Consider the following 19,847-nt stretch of genomic DNA (forward strand, 5'->3'; position numbering starts at 1 on the left):
TCCTCGGCCGCCGCCGCCCGGCAGGATGGGCCCATGAGCACCCGTACCGAGACCGTGGACGCCCCCGCCGGCGAGGCCCGGATCACCTGGCACACCGCCCGCGCCGCGAAGCTGGTGCTGGCGCTGGGCCACGGCGCCGGCGGCGGCATCGAAGCCCGCGACCTCCAGGCCCTGGCCACGGCACTGCCCGCCCGGGGCGTCACCGTCGCCCTGGTGGAGCAGCCCTGGCGGGTCGCCGGCAAGAAGGTCGCCGCCGCGCCCAAGGCGCTGGACGAGGGCTGGCGGGCCGTGTGGCCCGCGCTGGGGCGGCCCGGCCTCCCCGTGGTGGCCGGCGGGCGCAGCGCCGGGGCCCGGGTGGCCTGCCGGACCGCCGCCGAGCTGGGTGCGGCCGGGGTGCTCGCGCTGTCCTTCCCGCTGCACCCGCCGGGCAAGCCGGAGAAGTCCCGGGCCGAGGAGCTGCTGGGCGCGGGGCGGCCCGTCCTGGTGGTGCAGGGCGGCCGGGACCCGTTCGGGCGGCCGGAGGAGTTCCCTGCAGGGGAGTACGAGCTGGTGGAGGTGCCCTTCGGGGACCACGGCTTCGCCGTGCCGAAGAAGGCGGACCTGACGCAGGACGAGGCCCTGACGGTCATCACGGACGCCGTGGCGCCCTGGCTCGCCGGCCTCCCGGGCTGACCCGACGGCCCGGCCGGGCCCGGAAAGCGGCTGGAGGGGTGGCGGAACGGGGCTGGAGGGGGCGCGGGGCGGACCCGGGACGCGGCCGCGCCGGGGCCCGCGCCGGGGCCCGGGCGGGCGGCGCCGTGGTCCGGACCTGACAGATTCCGGCGTGACCCCGCTCACCCGCCCCCGCCCGGCCCCGGAATGCGGCGAAAACCCTTGGCGCACCGGGGAATGCGCTGCCCCGGCCGCCTGTTGTGGGGAATGTCGGAACGCAGGGGAAAAGACGTCGGAGGAGAGGGAGCGCATGACCCAGGTCATCAGCCAGAACCGCCCGCAGGCCGCTGACCTGGAATGGACGGTGCTGCCCGCCCCCAAGCGCGACTCGCTTCGGGCGGCGGAGGGCCGGGAAGGTCGACTATTCTCCGATTCGAGCGGATCCGCTTTCGGAGCCGCCACGCTGTCGGAGGAGGTGGGTCCTGTCGCTGGGACCGACGAAGGCCAGGCACAGGAGACGACCGCAGAGCGCAACGCGCGTTTCGAGCGGGACGCCCTCGGCTACCTCGACCAGATGTACTCCGCCGCGCTGCGCATGACGCGCAACCCGGCCGATGCCGAGGACCTGGTCCAGGAGACCTACGCGAAGGCGTACGCGTCCTTCCACCAGTTCCGCGAGGGCACCAACCTCAAGGCGTGGCTCTACCGCATTCTGACCAACACGTTCATCAACTCCTACCGCAAGAAGCAGCGCGAGCCGCAGCGCAGCGCCGCCGAGGAGATCGAGGACTGGCAGCTGGCGCGCGCCGAGTCGCACATGTCGACCGGTCTGCGTTCCGCCGAATCGCAGGCGCTCGACCACCTGCCCGATTCGGACGTGAAGGAAGCGCTCCAGGCCATTCCGGAGGAGTTCCGCATCGCGGTCTATCTTGCCGACGTAGAGGGCTTTGCGTACAAGGAGATCGCGGACATCATGGGTACACCCATCGGTACGGTCATGTCGCGGCTGCACCGTGGGCGCCGTCAACTCCGCGGAATGCTGGAGGACTATGCCCGTGAGCGCGGGCTGGTCCCCGCCGGCGCGGGAGAGTCGAACGACCTGAAAGGCTCGGGCTCATGAGCTGCGGAGAGCCGCACGAGACGGAGTGCGCCGAGGTACTGGATCATCTATACGAGTTCCTGGACCACGAGATGCCCGACAGTGACTGCACGAAGTTCGAGACGCACTTCGGCGAATGCAATCCCTGTCTGGAGAAGTACGGCCTGGAACAGGCCGTGAAGAAGCTGGTCAAGCGCTGCTGCGGATCGGACGACGTGCCGAGCGATCTCCGCTCCAAGGTCATGGGACGGATCGAACTCATCCGTTCGGGCCAGGCCGTGCCCGAGGGTGACATCACCGCCGGGCCCGCAACCAGCTGAACCGCCGCCCCCGGAAGCCCACTTCGTTCACTCGAAGGTGCTAATCCGGGGGCGCCCGTACGGCGCAATGCACAAATGTGCCCCGCTCCGTTCGGGGGCCGACCTATTCTCCCCTCGCGGTACCGCTCACTTCCGGTACCCGGTTTTCCCGGCCCCTGGGGGAGGAGAGCGCCATGCGGGTACTTCCGCCGATGGCGCGCGCCTGCGTCCTGGCCGCCGTTCTCGCGGCCGCGGCCTGCGTCGCCCCGGCCCTCCTCGCGGGTTCCGCCACGCCCTGGCCCGCCGCGACCCTGCTGGCCCTCCTCTACCTCGGCTGCGAGTCGGTACGGAACCTCCCCTTCCTGGGCCGTCGGGTCCCCGAGGGCATCGGCTCCTTCTTCCCGGTGGTGATGGCCGCCGTCTTCCTGCTGCCGCCGTCGGCCGCCGCTCTCGTGGCCGTGCCCGGCGGACTCGCGCAGAGCGTCGTGCGGAGGCCCGCCGGGGTCCGCCGGATCTGGCACGCCGCCCAGCAGGCGACCGCCGCGTGGGCGGCCGGGCGGGCCTACGGACTCCTCGGCGGCCGCGAAGCCCTCACCGGCCGGGGCGGTCCTCCCGCGGGACCGCCGGGCGGGAGCGGCCACGGCGCCGATCCCACCGCCTGGGTGGCCGACTTCCCGTACGTGATGCTCCCCGCAGCCGTCGCGGCCGTCGTGTTCTGCCTGGTGCTCACCGCCCTCGACGGCGCCGTCCTCGCCGCCGCCGAGGGCCGGCCGGCCGCCACCGCCTGGCGCGGACTCGCCACCGGGTCCCTCGCCCCGCACTGCGTGCACGGCCTCGCCGGCCTGATGATGGCCGTCATGTGGCGCAGCCCGTACGGGGTCCCGGCCGCGCTGCTCGTCCTGCTGCCGATGTACATCTCCTGCTGGGTCTTCGCCCAGTACCACCGCGAACGCGCCGCGCACCGGGCCACGATCCGCGCCCTCGTCCAGGCCGTCGACATCAAGGACCGCTACACGCGCGGGCACAGCGAACGGGTCGGCCAGGCCTCCGCCATGATCGCCCGCGAGCTGGGCATGCGAGACGACCGCCTCGAAGTGGTCCGGATCGCCGGGATCCTGCACGACGTCGGCAAGCTCGGCGTGCCGACCCGGCTGCTGCGCAAGGACGGGCCGCTCACCCCGGAGGAGCGGCGGACCATCGAACTGCACCCCGAGTACGGGCACGAGATGGTGCGGGGCATCGGATTCCTCGGGGAGGCCCGGTCCGCGATCCTGCACCACCACGAGCGGGTCGACGGCTCCGGCTACCCGTACGGGCTCAGCGGCGAGCAGATCCCGGTCCTGGCCCGCGTGGTGGCGGTGGCCGACTCCTTCGACGCCATGACCTCCACCCGCTCCTACAGCCGGGCCCGGCCGGTGGCCACCGCCCTCGCGGAGCTGGAGCGCTGCGCGGGGGCGCAGTTCGACCCGGCGATGGTGCGCGCCCTGGTCGCCGCCATCGGCCGGCACGGCTGGCACCCCGTGGTCACCTCCGACGAGGACCTCCAGGTCATCCCGGCCGCCCCGGCCGCCCCGGGCCCGCCCCGGCAGGAGGCCGCGGCAGGCACCGGGGACGCGGTCGGGGAAGGCGCCGGCGCGGGCCCCGCTGACGGGGCCGCCGGGCCGCGGGCCGCCCGTCCCGCCGGGCGCGATCCCGCCGGGCGGGCCGGCGGCGGCCGGTGAGGGCCCTCGCCGGCTGGGCCGTCCGCGCCGCCGCGGGCGTGCTCACCGCCGCCGCGCTGGGCCACACCCTGTGGACCGGCGTCGTCGAGCCCGGCACCGCCCTCGCCTTCGCCACCCTGGTCGCCCTCGGCGAACTCGCCCGCCGCGACCACCTCCCGGCCCGCGCCGGCGGGGGCGCCGGGCCCGCCGGGTACGGCCGGCCCGCACCGCTCGGCTCCGCCGGGGCCCTCGCGTACGCCCTGCTCGGGCAGAACGCCGGGCACCCCACCCACCACGGGGTGCTGCAGACCGTCGCCGTCGTCGTCGCGGCCGCCCTGGCCGGCACCGTCCCGCACATCGCCCGGGGCCACGGCCCGGCCCTGGACCACGTGGCCCGCCGGGTCCTCACCGTGGCCTTCGCCGCCGCCTGCTTCCGGCCCCTGCACAACTCCGGGCGGCTCGGCGAACGCCTCGCGCAGGGCCCGTACCTCGTCCTGTTCCTGCTGCTCCTGCTCGGCCTCACCGCCCTGTGCGACGCCGCGCTCGCCGCCGCCACCGCCGGGGCCCGCACCGGCTGGCCGTTCGCGCCCCTGCTCCGCGACGAGCTGCGCGCCCTGCCCGGCGCCGGCTCGGCGATCTGCGCCACCGGCGTCGTGATGGCCCTCGGGGTGGCCGTGGCGGGCCTGTGGGCCCTGCCGGTCTTCTGCGTCCCGCTGCTGCTGACCCAGCTGTCCTTCCACCGGATCACCGCCGTCCGCACCACCTACCGCCAGACCATCACCTCCCTCGCCCGGGCCACCGAGATCGCCGGGTACACCGCCCCCGGGCACGCCCGCCGGGTCGCCGCCCTCAGCTGCGCCGTCGGCCGCGAGCTGGGCCTGTCGGAGCGGGAGCTCACGGTCCTGGAGTACGCCGCGCTGATGCACGACATCGGCCAGCTCTCGCTCGTCGACCCCGTCCCCGCCGGGGCCACCGCCTCCCTGCCCGCCGCGGAGGCCCGCCGGATCGCCGAGCTGGGCGGCGAGGTGGCCCGCCAGACCGGGGTGCCCGCGGAGGTCGCGGTGATCGTGGAACGGCAGACGGCCCCGTACCGTGAGCAGCCCGTCGCGGCCCGGATCGTGCGCGCGGTCAACGCGTACGACGACCTGGCGGGCGGCGGCCGTCACCCGGGCGGCTCACTGGCCGCCCTCGAACAGCTGCGCCTGGGTACCGGGCGCGACTACCAGCCGGAGGTCGTGGAGTCCCTGGCGAGGGTTCTGGCCAGGGGCGGACGCGGCAGAGTCGTACCCGTTCCGCCGGGGTAACCCATGGGTAATGAGCGGCCGTCCGAGCGGGCATGGTTGGATGCAGTAGGAGTGTCCGTGAGGGTGTGCGCACAGCTGCACCTGTCCCCCAGCCACCGCTGGGGGTGCCCCCAAGCAGGCGGGAATCGTGAGGATCTTCGGGAAGGTACGGCATCGGCCCTCCGCCTCGTGGCGGCAGGCCACCGACCGCGCGTTCACGCTGATCGGCGACGGTCGGTACGAGGACGCCGGCGCGCTGCTGACCAGGGCTGCCGACCTGGAGCCCTGGCTGTCCGAGTCCTGGTTCAACCTGGCACTTCTCCACAAGTTCCGGCACGACTGGGAGCAGGCCAGGGCCGCCGGACTGCGCGCCGTGGCCCTGCTCGACCGGGAGACCGGCGCCCCGGACTGGTGGAACGTGGGCATCGCCGCGACCGCCCTGCAGGACTGGCCGCTGGCCCGCCGGGCCTGGCAGGCGTACGGGCTGAAGGTGCCCGGGGACCCGCACAGCACGGCCGGCACGGGCGAGCCGGTGGGCATGGAACTGGGCAGTGCGGCCGTACGGCTGTCGCCCGAGGGCGAGGCCGAGGTCGTGTGGGGCCGCAGGCTCGATCCAGCCCGGATGGAGGTCCTGTCCATCCCGCTGCCCTCCTCGGGACGGCGCTGGGGCGAGGTCGTCCTGCACGACGGGGTGCCGAACGGCGAGCGGATCACCGCGGCCGGCCCCTCGTACCCGGTCTTCGACGAGATCGAGCTGTGGGCGCCCTCGCCGGTGCCGACCTGGGTGGTGCTGCTGGAGGCGGCCACCGAGGCCGACCGCGACGCCCTGGAGCAGCTGGCCTCGGACGCAGGCTTCGCCGCCGAGGACTGGTCCTCCTCGGTGCGGCTGCTGTGCCGGACCTGTTCGGAGAGCGCGATGCCCAGCGGCGAGGGCAACGGCGACCACCTCGACCCGCACGACCACAGCGAACCGGGCCACCCCGGCCCGCTGGGCCACCGCACGGCCGGATCCGGCTCCCTGTGGGTGCCCGAGCGCGAGTGCGGCATCGCGGCGCCGGCCGGCCTGGTGCGCGGGCTGCTGGACAGCTGGGTCGCCGACAGCCCCGACAGCCGTGAGTGGCGGGATCTGGAGGAAGTCTGCTGACCCTGGGCCGTAGGCTGTACGGGCACACCACGGACTTGAGGGAAGGCGTACGGCGGACATGGCGCAGCAGGAGAACCAGGTGACCCCGATCGACGACGAGGGCTACGTCGTGGACACCGAGGACTGTGAGGCGCGCGAGCTGGCCTACCGCGAGCGCGGCACGTCCCGCCCGATCACGGTCGTCGGCAACCCGGTGCTGCACCGCGAGTGCAAGGACGTCACCGAGTTCGGCGACGACCTGGCCCGGCTGATCGACGACATGTTCGCCAGCCAGAAGACCGCCGAGGGCGTGGGCCTGGCCGCCAACCAGATCGGCGTGGACGCCAAGGTCTTCGTCTACGACTGCCCGGACGACGACGGCGTGCGCCACACCGGCGTCGTGGTCAACCCGAAGCTCGTCGAGCTGCCCGCCGCGAACCGCGTGCTGGACGACTCCAACGAGGGCTGCCTGTCGGTCCCGACCGCGTACGCCTCGCTGGCCCGCCCGGACTACGCCGAGGTCACCGGCCAGGACGCCCAGGGCAACCCGATCAAGGTCCGCGGCACCGGCTACTTCGCGCGCTGCCTCCAGCACGAGACGGACCACCTGTACGGCTACCTGTACATCGACCGCCTCTCCAAGCGCGACCGCAAGGACGCGCTGCGCCAGATGGCGGAGAACGACCCGCGCTACGAGATCGTCCCGAACGACTGATCCCGCCCGCGCCCCGCACGCGTACGAAGGCCCCGCTCCGGAACCGGAGCGGGGCCTTCGTCTGTGGGGGGAGTGGCCGGCGCGCGCGGTGCGGGGCGCGGTCGGCGCACCCGGATGACATCACCGCTGCCGGAGCGCGGCCAGACCTGCCGTCGCCGAATGTCAAGTCACCGTCGATTACCGGCCGTTGGGCTCCGGTCAGGCCACCGCGCGGGGGCCGCGGAAGGCGCGGCGGAAGGCGTTGGGGGTGGTGCCGAGGGTCCGCAGGAAGTGGTGGCGCAGGGCGGCCGCGGTGCCGAAGCCGCTGCGGCCGGCGATGGCGTCCACCGTGTCGTCGGTGGCCTCCAGCAACTCCTGCGCCAGCAGCACCCGCTGGCGCAGCACCCACTGGTAGGGGGTGGTCCCCGTCTCCTGGAGGAAGCGGCGGGCGAAGGTCCGCGGCGACATGTGGGCCCGCTCCGCCAGCCGCTCGACGGTGATCTCCTCGTCCAGGTGCCGGGCCATCCAGCCGATCACCTCGCCGACCGTGTCGCAGGAGGTGCGGGGGAGCGGCCGCTGGATGAACTGGGCCTGGCCGCCGTCGCGGTGGGGCGGTACGACCATCCGCCGGGCGATGGTGTTGGCCACCTCGGCGCCGTGTTCCTGGCGGACCACGTGCAGGCAGGCGTCGATGCCCGAGGCGGTGCCGGCGGAGGTGATCACCGGCCCCTCGTCGACGTAGAGCACGTCCGGGTCGACCCGGGCGGCCGGATAGCGGCGGGCCAGCGCCGCCGCGTGCATCCAGTGCGTGGTGCAGCGCCGCCCGTCCAGCAGCCCGGCCGCGCCGAGCACGAAGGCGCCGCTGCACACGCTGAGCACCCGCGCCCCCCGGTCCACGGCCCGGCGCAGGGCGTCGAGGAACGGCTCGGGGTAGTCCCGTACCGGGGCCTGGCGGTCGGCGGGCAGGCAGATGAGGTCCGCCTCCTCCAGCCGCTCCAGGCCGTGGGCGGGCGCGATGGCGAAGCCGACGTCCGCCATGGCCAGCGGCCCGTCCTCGGCCGCACACACCGCGAAGTCGTACACGGGCAGCCCCTGCTCGCTCCGGTCGATCCCGAAGACTTCGCAGAAGATCCCGAACTCGAAGGGCGCCACTCCGTCGACGAGGGCCACCGCCACGTTGGTCAGCATGGACCCAGTGTGGCAGTAATTCGCTCTTCCATGACAGTCCTGCCACTGTCCGGTTTTCGCGGACGGAGCGATCTTTGAGTCATGAACACGTTCCTCGACTACCTCACCGTCCTCGCCGTCGCCGCCCTCCTCCTCGCCCCCGCCCAGTACGGCGCCCTCCACGACCGCCGCACCGACCGCGAGCTCGCCGCCGCGGCCCGCGAGCGCCTGGTGGCGCCGGATCCGCACAACCGCCGGTCGCTGAAGGTGGCCACCCGTAACGCGATCGTGCGGCTCTCGTTCAGATGAGTTGAGGACAAGCGTTCGCTGCGCTGAATCGGGGGGATATGTCGACGTCCAGCTGGGAGCTCAGCCCAGATCTCGTCAGTGGGCTGGCCGAAGGCATCGGCTTCGCCCAATGGCTGGGTGACCGTGTGCCCGTCGCTTCGTACGCTCGTATCAGCCGATCCCGACCAGGTGCTGTCGGCAGGCAGCATCTCAACAACGCGGCCGAAGCGGAGCGGCTCGGCTGGGCGGTGGTCTGTCTGTACACCGACGACGGCGTCTCGGCGGCCGATCCGGAGGTGCCCCGTCCGGCTTTCGAACGTATGGTCCGGGACCTGTTGCTGGGCAGGACGCGAGAGGGATTTCCGATCGGCGGTGTGATCGCGGTGGAGGAAGAGCGCTTGGCTCGTACGGCAGCCGACTACACCTGTTTGCTCAGGGCCCTCTCCGCCATGCAGGGCGGCTGTCTCTACTTGGTGGACACGGCAGAACTCGTGGACATTCCAATGACGTTGCAAAGCCTGGAGAAGGGCGTCAAGCCGCGCGGACAGGTGGAGGTGGAGCGCATGGGGCAGAGGCGGCGCCGCTCCATCAGGGATCGAGCCGGTGAAGGGCGGCAGTCGGGCGGGCAGCGCAGGTTCGGCTGGCTCGGGCCGGACGCGTCGGAGTGCCGGCCCACCAACACCATCCTCGACGCATTCGAGTCGCTCTATCTGAGGGAGGCGGTCGAGAGGGCGCTCGCCGGTGCGACGTGGATGTCGATCGCCGACTGGTTGACGGCTGAGAACGTACCGACGGTACGCGGTGGGAAATGGACGATTCCCACTGTTCAGGCGATGCTGACGAACCCCGCGATCTGCGGCTACCGGGTTCTCGACGGTGTTCTCGTACGGAATGCGGCTACGGGCGAACCGGTTGTCGGCGAGTGGCAGCCGGTCGCCTCTGCCGAGGAGTGGTCGACTCTGGTCAGCCGTTGCGACCGTTGGTATTCGCCGGACGGAGAACGGAGGGGCTACAAGGACGGGCGTGCGTCGCGGTCCCGTGGAAGTGCTCCGGCTCCTGGCCGGTCAGGGCGGGCCGCCGATTCCGATTCGTCACGCAAATACCTGCTATCCGGATTCCTGCGGTGCGGCTACGCCGGCGCGAACGCCGTATGCGGCACCAAGATGGGCGGACATCCTGCGCACGGGACGAATCGACACGCCTCATACCGCTGTTCGTCGTCCGGGTGCCGCAAGGTGGGGCGTCGCGCGGACATGCTCGACCAGCATGTTGAAGCAATCGTGCGAGAGCGCATGGATCTCACACTCGAACGGTGGCAAGCGCTGGACGTGAAGACCAAACGGGAGGTGATCGCCTCACTGATCGACGAGATCGTGGTGCGCCCCATCCCGAAGGGGCGTCCTCGAAACGCTCCATTCGATCCAGGGCTCATCGAGGTGATCCCGAAGTCGACTACCACCGTGGGCGATCCCCACTGATCAGCGCCGCCCCCTTCCGGATCTGAAGATCCGGAAGGGGGCGGCGGGAATTTTCGCGGCCCGGACTTAGAAGTCCTCGTCCAGGTCGACCGTGCCCTCCACGGCGACCTGGTAGGCCGACGGGCGGCGCTCGAAGAAGTTCGTCAGCTCCTGGACGCCCTGCAGCTCCATGAAGGAGAACGGGTTCTGCGAGCCGTACACCGGCGGGAAGCCGAGGCGCACCAGGCGCTGGTCGGCGACGCACTCCAGGTACTCGCGCATCGAGTCGGTGTTCATGCCCGGCAGGCCGTCACCGCACAGGTCGCGGCCGAACTGCAGCTCCGCCTCGACGGCCTCCTTCAGCATGTCGGTGACCTGCTGCTGGAGCGCGTCGTCGAAGAGCTCCGGCTCCTCCTTGCGGACGGTGTCGATAACCTCGAAGGCGAAGCTCATGTGGGCGCTTTCGTCCCGGAACACCCAGTTGGTGCCGGTCGCCAGGCCGTGCAGCAGGCCGCGCGAGCGGAACCAGTACACGTACGCGAAGGCGCCGTAGAAGAACAGGCCCTCGATGCACGCGGCGAAGCAGATCAGGTTCAGCAGGAAGCGGCGGCGGTCGGCGGCCGTCTCCAGCTGGTCGATCTTCTCGACCGAGTCCATCCACTTGAAGCAGAACTGCGCCTTCTCGCGGATCGACGGGATGTTCTCCACCGCGTCGAAGGCCGCCGCGCGGTCGTCCGGGTCGGGCAGGTAGGTGTCCAGCAGCGTCAGGTAGAACTGGACGTGCACGGCCTCCTCGAACAGCTGGCGCGACAGGTACAGGCGCGCCTCCGGGGAGTTGATGTGCTTGTACAGCGTCAGGACCAGGTTGTTCGCCACGATCGAGTCGCCCGTCGCGAAGAACGCGACCAGACGGCCGATCATGTGCTGCTCGGCTGGCGTCAGCTTCGCGAGGTCCGCGACGTCGGAGTGGAGGTCGACCTCCTCCACCGTCCAGGTGTTCTTGATCGCGTCCCGGTAGCGCTCGTAGAAGTCCGGGTAGCGCATCGGGCGGAGCGTGAGCTCGAAGCCCGGGTCGAGGAGGTTCTTCTTCTCGGTGGAGCTCATTACTGGCAGGCCTCGCAGGACTCGGGGTTCTCAAGGGAGCAGGCCAGCGCCTCGGCGTCGAGGGCCTGGGGCAGCTGGGCCGGGGTGGCCGCGGCCGGGACGGCGGCCGCGCCGGAGGCGGCGCGGGCGATCTTCGTCGCCGGGCGCGAGCGCAGGTAGTACGTGGTCTTCAGGCCCTGCTTCCAGGCGTACGCGTACATCGAGCTGAGCTTGCCGATGGTGGGCGTCTCCAGGAACAGGTTCAGCGACTGGCTCTGGTCCAGGTACGGCGTACGGGCCGCCGCCATGTCGATCAGGCCGCGCTGCGGGATCTCCCACGCCGTGCGGTACAGCTCGCGGATCTCGGCCGGGATCCAGCCGAAGCCCTGGACGGAGCCGGAGGAGTCGCGCAGCGCCTCGCGGGTCTGCGCGTCCCACACGCCGAGCTGCTTGAGGTCCTCCACCAGGTAGCCGTTGACCTGGAGGAACTCGCCGCTGAGGGTCTCGCGCTTGAAGAGGTTGGAGACCTGCGGCTCGATGCACTCGTACACGCCCGCGATCGAGGCGATCGTCGCCGTCGGGGCGATGGCCAGCAGCAGGGAGTTGCGCATGCCGGTCTGCGCGATGCGGGCGCGCAGGGCCTCCCAGCGCTCGGGCCAGTGGCGCTCGGTCTCGTAGTGGTCCGGGTGCAGGACGCCCTGCGCGGTGCGGGTCTCGGCCCAGGCCGGGAGCGGGCCGGAGCGCTCGGCGAGGTCGCAGGAGGCCTCGTACGCGGCCAGCATGATGCGCTCGGAGATCTTCGTGGACAGGGCCTTCGCCTCGGCCGAGTCGAAGGGCAGGCGCAGCTTGAAGAAGACGTCCTGGAGGCCCATCGCGCCCAGGCCCACCGGACGCCACTTGGCGTTGGAGCGGCCGGCCTGCTCGGTCGGGTAGAAGTTGATGTCCACGACGCGGTCGAGGAAGGTCACCGCGGTGCGGACGGTCTCGTCCAGGCGGGCCCAGTCCATGTCCCCGTCGGCGACGAACGCGCCGAGGTTGACCGAGCCGAGGTTGCAGACGGCCGTCTCGCCGTCGTTGGTGACCTCGATGATCTCGGTGCAGAGGTTGGAGGAGTGGACGACGGTGCCGGGCAGCGCGGTCTGGTTCGCGGTCCGGTTGGAGGCGTCCTTGAAGGTCATCCAGCCCTGGCCGGTCTGCGCGAGGGTGCGCATCATGCGGCCGTAGAGGTCGCGCGCCGGCATGGTCTTCTTGGCGAGGCCGGCCGCCTCCGCCTTGACGTAGGCGGCGTCGAACTCGTCGCCGTAGAGGTCGACCAGCTCGGGGACGTCGGCCGGGGAGAACAGCGACCAGTCGGCGTCGGCGTTCACGCGGCGCATGAACTCGTCCGGGATCCAGTGGGCGAGGTTGAGGTTGTGCGTGCGGCGCTGGTCCTCGCCGGTGTTGTCGCGGAGCTCCAGGAACTCCTCGATGTCCGCGTGCCAGGTCTCCAGGTAGACGGCGGCGGCGCCCTTGCGGCGGCCGCCCTGGTTCACGGCGGCGACGGAGGCGTCGAGGGTCTTCAGGAACGGCACGATGCCGTTGGAGTGGCCGTTGGTGCCGCGGATCAGCGAACCGCGGGCGCGGATGCGGGAGTACGACAGGCCGATGCCGCCGGCGTGCTTCGACAGGCGCGCCACCTGGTGGTAGCGGTCGTAGATCGAGTCCAGCTCGTCCAGCGGGGAGTCCAGCAGGTAGCAGGAGGACATCTGCGGGTGGCGGGTGCCGGAGTTGAAGAGCGTGGGGGAGGACGGCAGGTAGTCCAGGCGGCTCATCAGGGTGTACAGCGAGGCGACTTCCTCGACGGCCTGGACGGACTCGTCCTCGGCGAGGCCGCAGGCGACGCGCAGCATGAAGTACTGCGGGGTCTCGATCACCTGGCGGGTGATCGGGTGGCGCAGCAGGTAGCGGCTGTGCAGGGTGCGCAGGCCGAAGAAGCCGAAGCGGTCGTCCGCGCCCTCGGCGAGCGCGTGCTCGACCAGGGCGTCCAGGCGGGCGGCGTGGGCGGCGACGAACTCGGCGGTGCGGTCGGCGATCAGGCCCTCGCGGTGGCCGACGGCGACGGACTCGGCGAAGGAGGTCGAGCCCTGGCCGGCGGCCTCGTCGGCGACGGCCAGCGTCAGCAGGCGGGCGGCGAGCCGGGAGTAGGCGGGGTCCTCGGAGATCAGGCCCGCCGCGGCCTCGGTGGCCAGCCCGCGCAGCTCGGCCTCGTCGGCGGAGGCGCTGCGGCCGCGCAGGGCGGCGGCGGCGACCCGGCCGGGGTCGGTGTCGGGGAGGTCGGCGGTCAGCTCGGTGAGAGTACGCAGCAGCGCGGCCCCCGGGCCTTCGGTGGTGTCGCCAGAAACGGACTCGGCGCGCGGTGCGGAAGGCGCGATGGTCACGGCGGGAGCTCTCCCTCGCTCGGCCCGGTCATCGGCGGATCGGGGCGCGGGGAGGCGCATGCGGGCGCGACGGGATCGCGTACACACCGCATGGCGTCCACCGGCCCAACCGCGAGGCCCGGACGTGGTCGGCACCCGGTTCGGTCGATCCGGGCGCACTGTCGGCAGGTCCTCGGACTTTTCATACCGTTGCGGGACAGTTCCGGATTCGCACCGGATTCCCCTGCGGCGACAGCGAGGATGAGCATACATGTGGGGGGCCGCCCGTGCGCGACCCACCACATGTTGTGTCGGCCCGGCTACAGCTCCAGACGGTAGGTCAGCAGTTTCAGGGCCGGGATGGGCGACCAGTCGAGCTCCGGAGTGCGTACGAAGCCCAGCCGCTCGTAGATCCGCCGGGCGCCCAGCATGGCCGGCTGGGTGGACAGCACGAGGGCTCTGAGGCCCTGGGCGCGGGCCCGTTCGGTGCAGGCGCGTACGAGGGCCTCCCCGACGCCCTTGCCGCGCGCCTCGGGGGCCACGGCGAGCATCCGGAATTCGGCCTCCTGCGGTCCGGCCACGTCCGCGAGCCGGCTGCCGGGTGCGGCGAACGTCACGCCGCCGAGCACCCGGCCGTCCTCCACGGCGACGAGCACCTCCCCGTCGCCGGCCCGTCCGGCGACGTCGCGCAGGACGTTCAGGTAGGTGTCGTCCTCGTTCAGGTCCAGCAGCCCGTCCCCGCTGTAGGCCGCTCCGGTGATCGCCCCGAGCCGCCCGTACTCGTCGGCCCGCGCCGTTCTGATCTCGAAGTCCATGCCGCCGAGTGTGCCGGACGGGTGTCGGTGGTCGGCGCTATCGTCGAAGGAGCACCGTCGATGGAAGGTGAGCGAGGCATGACCGTGATGACAGACCGGCCCCACATGCTGACTGAGGACTTCGAAGCCGTCGCGCGGATAGCCGCCCGGGAGCGGGTGGGGACACGGCTGGAATTCATCGACGGGGTCATCAGGAGCAAGGCCATGCCGGACGGGGACCACGGGCGGATCATCCAGTGGCTGTTGAAGATCTGCATGCAGTCCCGGCCCGAGTTGTTCCTGCATCCGGGGCAGGGGATCAAGGTGGAACCGTACCGACAGGGCCGTGCCATTCCGGACGGGGTCCTGGCGCACGAGGACGCGTTCGTCGGCCAGGGCGACTGGGTCGAACCCGAGCCGATCCTCATGGCCGTCGAGGTGACCTCGTGGGACTCCGACACCCGTCGGCGGGACCACGTCGAGAAGCCCCGCGCCTATGCGGAGACGGGCATTCCCGTGTACCTGCTGATCGATCGGGCCAAGTGCGAGGTCTCCGTCTACAGCCAGCCCGTCGGCCGTGAGTACAAGAGCATCCACATCGTGCCGTACGGCACGGAGATCGCCCTCCCCGAGCCCGTCGGCATCACTCTCCAGACCGAAGTCCTCAAGGACTGGGCGCGCTGACCCGGCGCATGTGAAGGGCCCCGTCGGACGGTCCGGCGGGGCCCTTCTGGTTCCTCAGCAGCAGCGGAAGCCCTCGCGGGGGTCCGCCTCGCGGGCGTCGGTGCGGGCCCGTTCGAAGGCGCGCCGGGTCAGGACCTCGGCGTCCGGGTCGTGCGAGCGGGCGTGCGCCACGTAGCGGTCGTACGCGGCCTCGCCGGAGAACTCCCGTACGTAGAACCGGGCCTTCGCTAGCGCCCCGCGCACCCCGCTCACGCGACGGGCTCCTTGGCCTTGCCCCCGCTCCCGTCGAGGCCGGCGGCCGCGAGCTCGGCCTTCTCCTCGGCGGTGGCGATGAGCCCGGCCGGGGCGATGATCTTCGACTCGGTCCACGGCACCTCGGAGAGGCGGACCGACTCCGGGCTGCGGACGGCCTTGAGGCAGACCCGGGCCGCGTCCACCAGCACGATGACGATCAGCACCGCGAACAGCGCCGACAGGACCCCGTCGACCGTGGCGTTGGTGACCACGGTGTGCATGTCGTCCATGTTCTTGGCGGGCGGCAGCACCTTCCCGGCGTCGATGCCGGTCTGGTACTTGTCGCGCTGCGCGAAGAAGCCGACCTTCACGTCGTCGGAGAAGATCTTCTGGTAGCTCGCGGTGAGGGTGACCGCCACGTCCCAGGCCAGCGGGACGCCCGTGACCCAGGCCCACTTGAGCCGCCCGGACTTGACCAGCAGCGTGGTGCAGACGGCCAGGGCGACCGCCGCGAGCAGCTGGTTCGCGATGCCGAACAGCGGGAAGAGCTGGTTGATGCCGCCCAGCGGGTCCTTGACGCCGACCCACAGGAAGTAGCCCCAGCCGCCGACGACGACGGCGCTGGCGAGCCACACGCCCGGCTTCCAGCTGACGTCCTTGAAGGACTTGTGCACGTTGCCGAGGGTGTCCTGGAGCATGAACCGGCCGACGCGGGTGCCGGCGTCGACGGTGGTCAGGATGAACAGGGCCTCGAACATGATGGCGAAGTGGTACCAGAAGGCCTTCATCCCGGCGCCGCCGATGACCGAGGAGAAGATCTCCGACATCCCGAGTGCGAAGGTCGGCGCGCCGCCCGTACGGGACAGCAGGCTGGCCTCCTCGACGTCCTTCGCGGCCTGCGCGAGGGCCTCCGGGGTGATGGCGAAGCCGAAGTCGGTGACGGCCTTCGAGGCGGTCTGGACGGTGGCGCCGATGACGCCGCCGGGGGAGTTCACCGCGAAGAAGAGGCCGGGCTCGATGATGCTCGCCGCGATCACCGCCATGACGGCGACGAACGACTCGGTGAGCATGGCGCCGTAGCCGATGACCCGGACCTGGGTCTCCTTCTGGATCATCTTCGGGGTGGTGCCCGAGGCGACCAGCGAGTGGAAGCCGGACAGGGCGCCGCAGGCGATGGTGATGAAGACGAAGGGGAACATCGACCCGGCGAAGACCGGGCCGTCGCCGCGCGTGGCGAAGTCGGTGACCGAGGGCATCTTCAGCGTCGGCATCGCGATGACGACGCCGGCCGCCATCAGGGCGATGGTGCCGACCTTCATGAAGGTGGACAGGTAGTCGCGGGGCGCGAGCAGCAGCCACACCGGCAGCACCGAGGCGATGAAGCCGTACACGACCATCCAGATGACCAGCGTCTCCTTCTCCAGGGTGAAGGTGCTCGCCCAGGAGGAGTCGGCGACCCAGCCGCCGGCGACGATGGCGAGGAGCAGCAGCGCGACGCCTATGACGGAGACCTCGGTGACCCGGCCCGGCCGCAGGACGCGCAGGTACACGCCCATGAAGAGGGCGATGGGGATGGTCATGCCGATGGAGAAGACACCCCAGGGGGAGTGCGCCAGCGCGTTGACGATGACCAGTGCGAGCACCGCCAGCAGGATGACCATGATGACGAACACGGCGACGAGGGCGGCGGCGCCGCCGACGGGGCCGATCTCGTCCCGGGCCATCTGGCCGAGGGAGCGGCCGTCGCGCCGGGTGGAGAAGAACAGGGTCACCATGTCCTGGACGGCGCCGGCGAAGATGACGCCCGCGACGATCCAGATGGTGCCCGGCAGGTAGCCCATCTGTGCGGCCAGCACCGGGCCGACCAGGGGGCCGGCGCCGGCGACGGCGGCGAAGTGGTGGCCGAAGAGCACGCGCCGGTCGGTGGGGTGGAAGTCGACACCGTTGTCGAGGCGTTCGGCGGGGGTGGCCCGCGTCTTGTCGAGCCGCAGGACGCGGGTGGCGATGAAGCGGGAGTAGAAGCGGTAGCCGATGGCGTACGAGCCCAGCGCGGCGGCGAGCAGCCAGGCGGCCGAGATCTCCTCGCCCCGGGACAGTGCGAGCACGCCCCAGCCGAGGGCCCCGACGAGGGCCACGCCCACCCAGACGGCGATCGACTGCGGGGAGGCCTTCCCCGAAGAAGAGGGAGAGCCCGGACTGCCGCCTTGACCCGCCGCTTCTGTCCCTGTTGCTCCCGGTTCCGGCATGATCCTCGTCCCCTCGTTGATCATTTGCGTAAACGCACGGAATCTACGGGGGCTTGACCGGTGAAAGTAAGCCCCCGTCCGCATAGCGGTACGAGCGTCTACCGAGGGCCGTGGGCAGTCAACAGCTGATCACGTGGCGGGTCGCTGGAGGCGGGCCACGAATTTGTAACGGTCGCCGCGATATACCGATCGCACCCATTCGACTGGTTCCCCGTCGGCGTCCAGGGAGTGCCGGGAGAGCATCAGCATCGGCAGGCCCACGTCGGTGCCGAGCAGTCCGGCCTCGCGCGGGGTGGCCAGGGAGGTCTCGATGGTCTCCTCGGCCTCCGCCAGCCGGACGTCGTACACCTCGGCGAGGGCGGTGTAGAGCGAGGTGTACTTGACGAGGGACCGGCGCAGCGCCGGGAAGCGCTTGGCCGAGAGGTGGGTGGTCTCGATGGCCATCGGTTCGCCGCTGGCCAGGCGCAGCCGCTCGATGCGCAGGACCCGCCCGCCCGTGGCGATCTTCAGCAGGCCCGCGAGGGTGTCGTCGGCGGTGACGTACCCGATGTCCAGGAGCTGTGAGGTGGGCTCCAGGCCCTGGGCGCGCATGTCCTCGGTGTAGGAGGAGAGTTGCAGCGGCTGCGAGACCTTGGGCTTGGCGACGAAGGTGCCCTTGCCCTGGATGCGCTCCAGCCGGCCCTCGACGACGAGCTCCTGCAGGGCCTGCCGGACGGTGGTCCGGGAGGTGTCGAACTCGGCCGCGAGAGTACGCTCGGGCGGCACGGGGGTGCCGGGGGGGAGTGTTTCGGTCATGTCGAGCAAGTGCCGCTTGAGTCGGTAGTACTTGGGCACACGCGCCGTGCGAGTGGCTGCCCCGCCTTCCGGCTCCGTGGTCGCCCCTTCGGTGGCCATCGCCGCCCGCCTTCCCGACTCCAGTTTCGCTGCCGTCACCGGCTCCTCCGATATGTGCGGTCACATGGTGACACGGGCGGGAGGGCAGGCCTCCTCCCCTCCCCCAGGTGTCGGTCCGATAACGGACCGAGCACCCGCTCATTAGACCCTTGACACCCCTAAAGGTCTAGGCCAAGCTCCCGGTACTGGTCTAAACCAATGTGGATCAGATCCCGGCCCCACGGCAGTACTTGGTACGTACGTCACCGCGGCGGGCGAGGGAAGGTGCAAAGCAGCAGCATCCCTGAGGAGGGTGGCGTGAAGCGCAAGCTCATTGCGGCGGTCGGTGTCGTGGGCATGATGGTCGGTGTCGCGGCGTGCGGCAACGGCGGCGACGACAAGCCGGAGTCCGACGCGTCGGGTGGCGCCAAGGAGATCACCGTCTGGGTCATGGACGGTTCCGCTCCCAAGGCCTGGATCGAGCAGGTCAACAAGGAGTTCTCGGCCAAGCACCCCGGTGTCACGGTCAAGGTCGAGGAGCAGAAGTGGACGGGCATCCAGGAGAAGATCACCACCGCCCTCTCCGAGAACACCCCGCCGGACGTCCTTGAGCTCGGCAACACCCAGACCGCCGGCTACGCGGTCACCGGCGGCCTCGCCGACCTGACCAAGGACAAGGCCAAGCTCGGTGCCGACGCCTGGCAGAAGAGCATGCTCGCCTCCGCCGAGGTCGAGGGCAAGCTCTACTCCGCCCCCTGGTACGCCGCCAACCGCGTCGTCGTCTACGACAAGAAGGCCTACGCGAAGGCCGGCGTCACCCCGCCCAAGACCCGCGACGAGTGGATCGCCGGCCTGGAGAAGCTGAAGGCGTCCGACCCGTCCGCCCAGCCGATCTACCTGCCCGGCCAGAGCTGGTACATCCTCGCCGGCTTCATCTGGGACGAGGGCGGCGAGCTCGCGGTCAAGGACGGCGGCAAGTGGAAGGGCCAGCTGGCCACCCCGCAGGCCGCCTCCGCGATGGACTTCTACAAGAAGCTCCAGTCCTTCTCCACCGCCCCGAAGGACAAGGACGAGGCCACCCCGCAGCAGTCCACCGACATCATCCCCAAGGGCGGCGTCTCCTCCTGGATCGGTCTCGGCTGGGAGGCCGGCGGTGCCGAGAAGGCCCTGAAGGACGCGGGCAAGGAGGCCGACTTCGGCTACTTCCCGATCCCGGGCAAGGCGGCCGACAAGTCCGGCACCGTCTTCCTCGGCGGCTCGAACCTCGCCGTGGCCGAGCGCTCCAAGAACAAGGAGCTCGCCAAGGAGTGGCTGGCCCTCGCCACCGGCAAGGACCAGATGACCAAGTACGCCGCCGAGGTCAAGGGCGCGCTGCTGCCGAACCAGACCGGCGCGAACTTCGCCCCGGCCGCCGGCTCCTTCGCCGAGGCCATGGCCAAGGCCGGCGCCAACGGCAAGATCACCCCGGTGACCGCCGGCTGGGCGAACGTCGAGACCGAGCCGAACCCGATCAAGGAGTTCATGACCAAGGTCCTGAAGGGTGAGGACGCCGCCAAGGCGGGCGCGGAAGCGGACAAGGAAATCGCGAACCGCATCAACAAGTAACAACAGCCCCACCCAGCAGTACCCGCACAGCCCAGCAGTGTGAACGCACCGGGGGGTGGGGGGGGGGGGGGGGGAAGAGGCACCCCCCCCCCCCCCCCCCCCCCTCCCCCCCCCCCCCCCCCCCAACCCACCCCCCCCCCCCCCCCCCCCCCCCCCCCCCCCCCCCCCCCG

General features: G+C 71.4%; 18 protein-coding genes and 1 riboswitch. Of the genes, 11 read left to right on the forward strand and 7 right to left on the reverse strand.

What is annotated here, in order from left to right; all coding sequences use genetic code 11:
- Nucleotides 1–33 precede the first annotated feature (33 nt).
- The 7 genes from AC07A6_RS24240 to def all read left to right on the forward strand — a co-directional run bounded on the left by AC07A6_RS24240 (nucleotide 34) and on the right by def (nucleotide 6,870).
- Nucleotides 34–672, forward strand: a complete 639-nt coding sequence (locus tag AC07A6_RS24240) for an alpha/beta hydrolase family protein (protein ID WP_478778479.1) — start codon at nucleotides 34–36, stop codon at nucleotides 670–672.
- A gap of 454 nt (nucleotides 673–1,126) precedes the next feature.
- Nucleotides 1,127–1,771 carry a sigma-70 family RNA polymerase sigma factor gene (locus tag AC07A6_RS24245; RefSeq protein WP_007266438.1) on the forward strand — a complete coding sequence of 215 codons (645 nt, stop codon included), beginning with the start codon at nucleotides 1,127–1,129 and terminating at the stop codon, nucleotides 1,769–1,771.
- Nucleotides 1,768–2,070 carry a mycothiol system anti-sigma-R factor gene (gene rsrA, locus AC07A6_RS24250; RefSeq protein ID WP_125818068.1) on the forward strand — a complete coding sequence of 101 codons (303 nt, stop codon included), beginning with the start codon at nucleotides 1,768–1,770 and terminating at the stop codon, nucleotides 2,068–2,070. The genes AC07A6_RS24245 and rsrA overlap by 4 nt, the downstream gene beginning before the upstream one ends.
- Before the next feature lie 173 nt (nucleotides 2,071–2,243).
- The gene (locus tag AC07A6_RS24255) at nucleotides 2,244–3,770 is read left to right on the forward strand and encodes an HD-GYP domain-containing protein (protein WP_478778480.1); all 1,527 of its coding nucleotides are present in this window, start codon (nucleotides 2,244–2,246) and stop codon (nucleotides 3,768–3,770) included.
- On the forward strand, nucleotides 3,767–5,053 hold the full coding sequence (locus AC07A6_RS24260; RefSeq protein ID WP_478778481.1) for an HD-GYP domain-containing protein: 1,287 nt from the start codon (nucleotides 3,767–3,769) through the stop codon (nucleotides 5,051–5,053). The genes AC07A6_RS24255 and AC07A6_RS24260 overlap by 4 nt, the downstream gene beginning before the upstream one ends.
- Before the next feature lie 127 nt (nucleotides 5,054–5,180).
- Complete coding sequence (locus AC07A6_RS24265; protein WP_362465943.1) at nucleotides 5,181–6,176, forward strand: tetratricopeptide repeat protein; 996 nt, start codon at nucleotides 5,181–5,183, stop codon at nucleotides 6,174–6,176.
- 58 nt (nucleotides 6,177–6,234) lie between these two features.
- Nucleotides 6,235–6,870: a peptide deformylase gene (gene def, locus AC07A6_RS24270; protein WP_478778482.1), complete on the forward strand. Its 636-nt coding sequence runs from the start codon at nucleotides 6,235–6,237 to the stop codon at nucleotides 6,868–6,870.
- A gap of 198 nt (nucleotides 6,871–7,068) precedes the next feature.
- Here the strand turns inward: def and AC07A6_RS24275 are convergent, their stop codons facing one another.
- Nucleotides 7,069–8,037, reverse strand: a complete 969-nt coding sequence (locus AC07A6_RS24275; protein WP_478778483.1) for a helix-turn-helix domain-containing protein — start codon at nucleotides 8,035–8,037, stop codon at nucleotides 7,069–7,071.
- Between the two features lie 81 nt (nucleotides 8,038–8,118).
- Between AC07A6_RS24275 and AC07A6_RS24280 the strand changes: the two genes are divergently transcribed.
- Entirely contained in the window at nucleotides 8,119–8,325 is a 207-nt protein-coding gene (locus AC07A6_RS24280) for a hypothetical protein (protein ID WP_478778484.1), read from the forward strand.
- A 38-nt stretch (nucleotides 8,326–8,363) separates the two neighbouring features.
- Nucleotides 8,364–9,782, forward strand: a complete 1,419-nt coding sequence (locus AC07A6_RS24285; RefSeq protein WP_478778485.1) for a recombinase family protein — start codon at nucleotides 8,364–8,366, stop codon at nucleotides 9,780–9,782.
- A gap of 66 nt (nucleotides 9,783–9,848) precedes the next feature.
- Here AC07A6_RS24285 and AC07A6_RS24290 read toward each other — a convergent pair whose 3' ends face one another.
- The 3 genes from AC07A6_RS24290 to AC07A6_RS24300 form a co-directional block, all read right to left on the reverse strand.
- Nucleotides 9,849–10,865 (reverse strand): ribonucleotide-diphosphate reductase subunit beta, encoded by a 1,017-nt coding sequence (locus tag AC07A6_RS24290; protein WP_185911138.1) that lies wholly within the window; start codon nucleotides 10,863–10,865, stop codon nucleotides 9,849–9,851.
- Nucleotides 10,865–13,261: a ribonucleoside-diphosphate reductase subunit alpha gene (locus AC07A6_RS24295; RefSeq protein WP_362465959.1), complete on the reverse strand. Its 2,397-nt coding sequence runs from the start codon at nucleotides 13,259–13,261 to the stop codon at nucleotides 10,865–10,867. The genes AC07A6_RS24290 and AC07A6_RS24295 overlap by 1 nt, the downstream gene beginning before the upstream one ends.
- Before the next feature lie 158 nt (nucleotides 13,262–13,419).
- A riboswitch (adenosylcobalamin-variant (AdoCbl-variant) riboswitch) is annotated at nucleotides 13,420–13,496 on the reverse strand.
- A 64-nt stretch (nucleotides 13,497–13,560) separates the two neighbouring features.
- Complete coding sequence (locus AC07A6_RS24300; protein ID WP_478778486.1) at nucleotides 13,561–14,055, reverse strand: GNAT family N-acetyltransferase; 495 nt, start codon at nucleotides 14,053–14,055, stop codon at nucleotides 13,561–13,563.
- Between the two features lie 78 nt (nucleotides 14,056–14,133).
- On the opposite strand from AC07A6_RS24300, the gene AC07A6_RS24305 reads away from it, so the two are divergent.
- Entirely contained in the window at nucleotides 14,134–14,718 is a 585-nt protein-coding gene (locus AC07A6_RS24305; protein WP_478778487.1) for a Uma2 family endonuclease, read from the forward strand.
- A gap of 54 nt (nucleotides 14,719–14,772) precedes the next feature.
- Here the strand turns inward: AC07A6_RS24305 and AC07A6_RS24310 are convergent, their stop codons facing one another.
- The 3 genes from AC07A6_RS24310 to AC07A6_RS24320 all read right to left on the reverse strand — a co-directional run bounded on the left by AC07A6_RS24310 (nucleotide 14,773) and on the right by AC07A6_RS24320 (nucleotide 18,092).
- Nucleotides 14,773–14,970 (reverse strand): YbdD/YjiX family protein, encoded by a 198-nt coding sequence (locus tag AC07A6_RS24310; protein WP_007266448.1) that lies wholly within the window; start codon nucleotides 14,968–14,970, stop codon nucleotides 14,773–14,775.
- Nucleotides 14,967–17,198, reverse strand: coding sequence for a carbon starvation CstA family protein (locus AC07A6_RS24315; RefSeq protein ID WP_386274789.1), 2,232 nt, complete (start codon nucleotides 17,196–17,198; stop codon nucleotides 14,967–14,969). The genes AC07A6_RS24310 and AC07A6_RS24315 overlap by 4 nt, the downstream gene beginning before the upstream one ends.
- 129 nt (nucleotides 17,199–17,327) lie before the next feature.
- Nucleotides 17,328–18,092: a GntR family transcriptional regulator gene (locus AC07A6_RS24320; RefSeq protein WP_362465995.1), complete on the reverse strand. Its 765-nt coding sequence runs from the start codon at nucleotides 18,090–18,092 to the stop codon at nucleotides 17,328–17,330.
- 297 nt (nucleotides 18,093–18,389) lie between these two features.
- Here AC07A6_RS24320 and AC07A6_RS24325 point away from each other — a divergent pair, with 297 nt between their 5' ends.
- Nucleotides 18,390–19,676 carry an extracellular solute-binding protein gene (locus tag AC07A6_RS24325; RefSeq protein ID WP_362465971.1) on the forward strand — a complete coding sequence of 429 codons (1,287 nt, stop codon included), beginning with the start codon at nucleotides 18,390–18,392 and terminating at the stop codon, nucleotides 19,674–19,676.
- The last annotated feature ends 171 nt before the right edge of the window (nucleotides 19,677–19,847 follow it).

It is taken from the genome of Streptomyces sp. NPDC044002 (genome assembly GCF_056434525.1).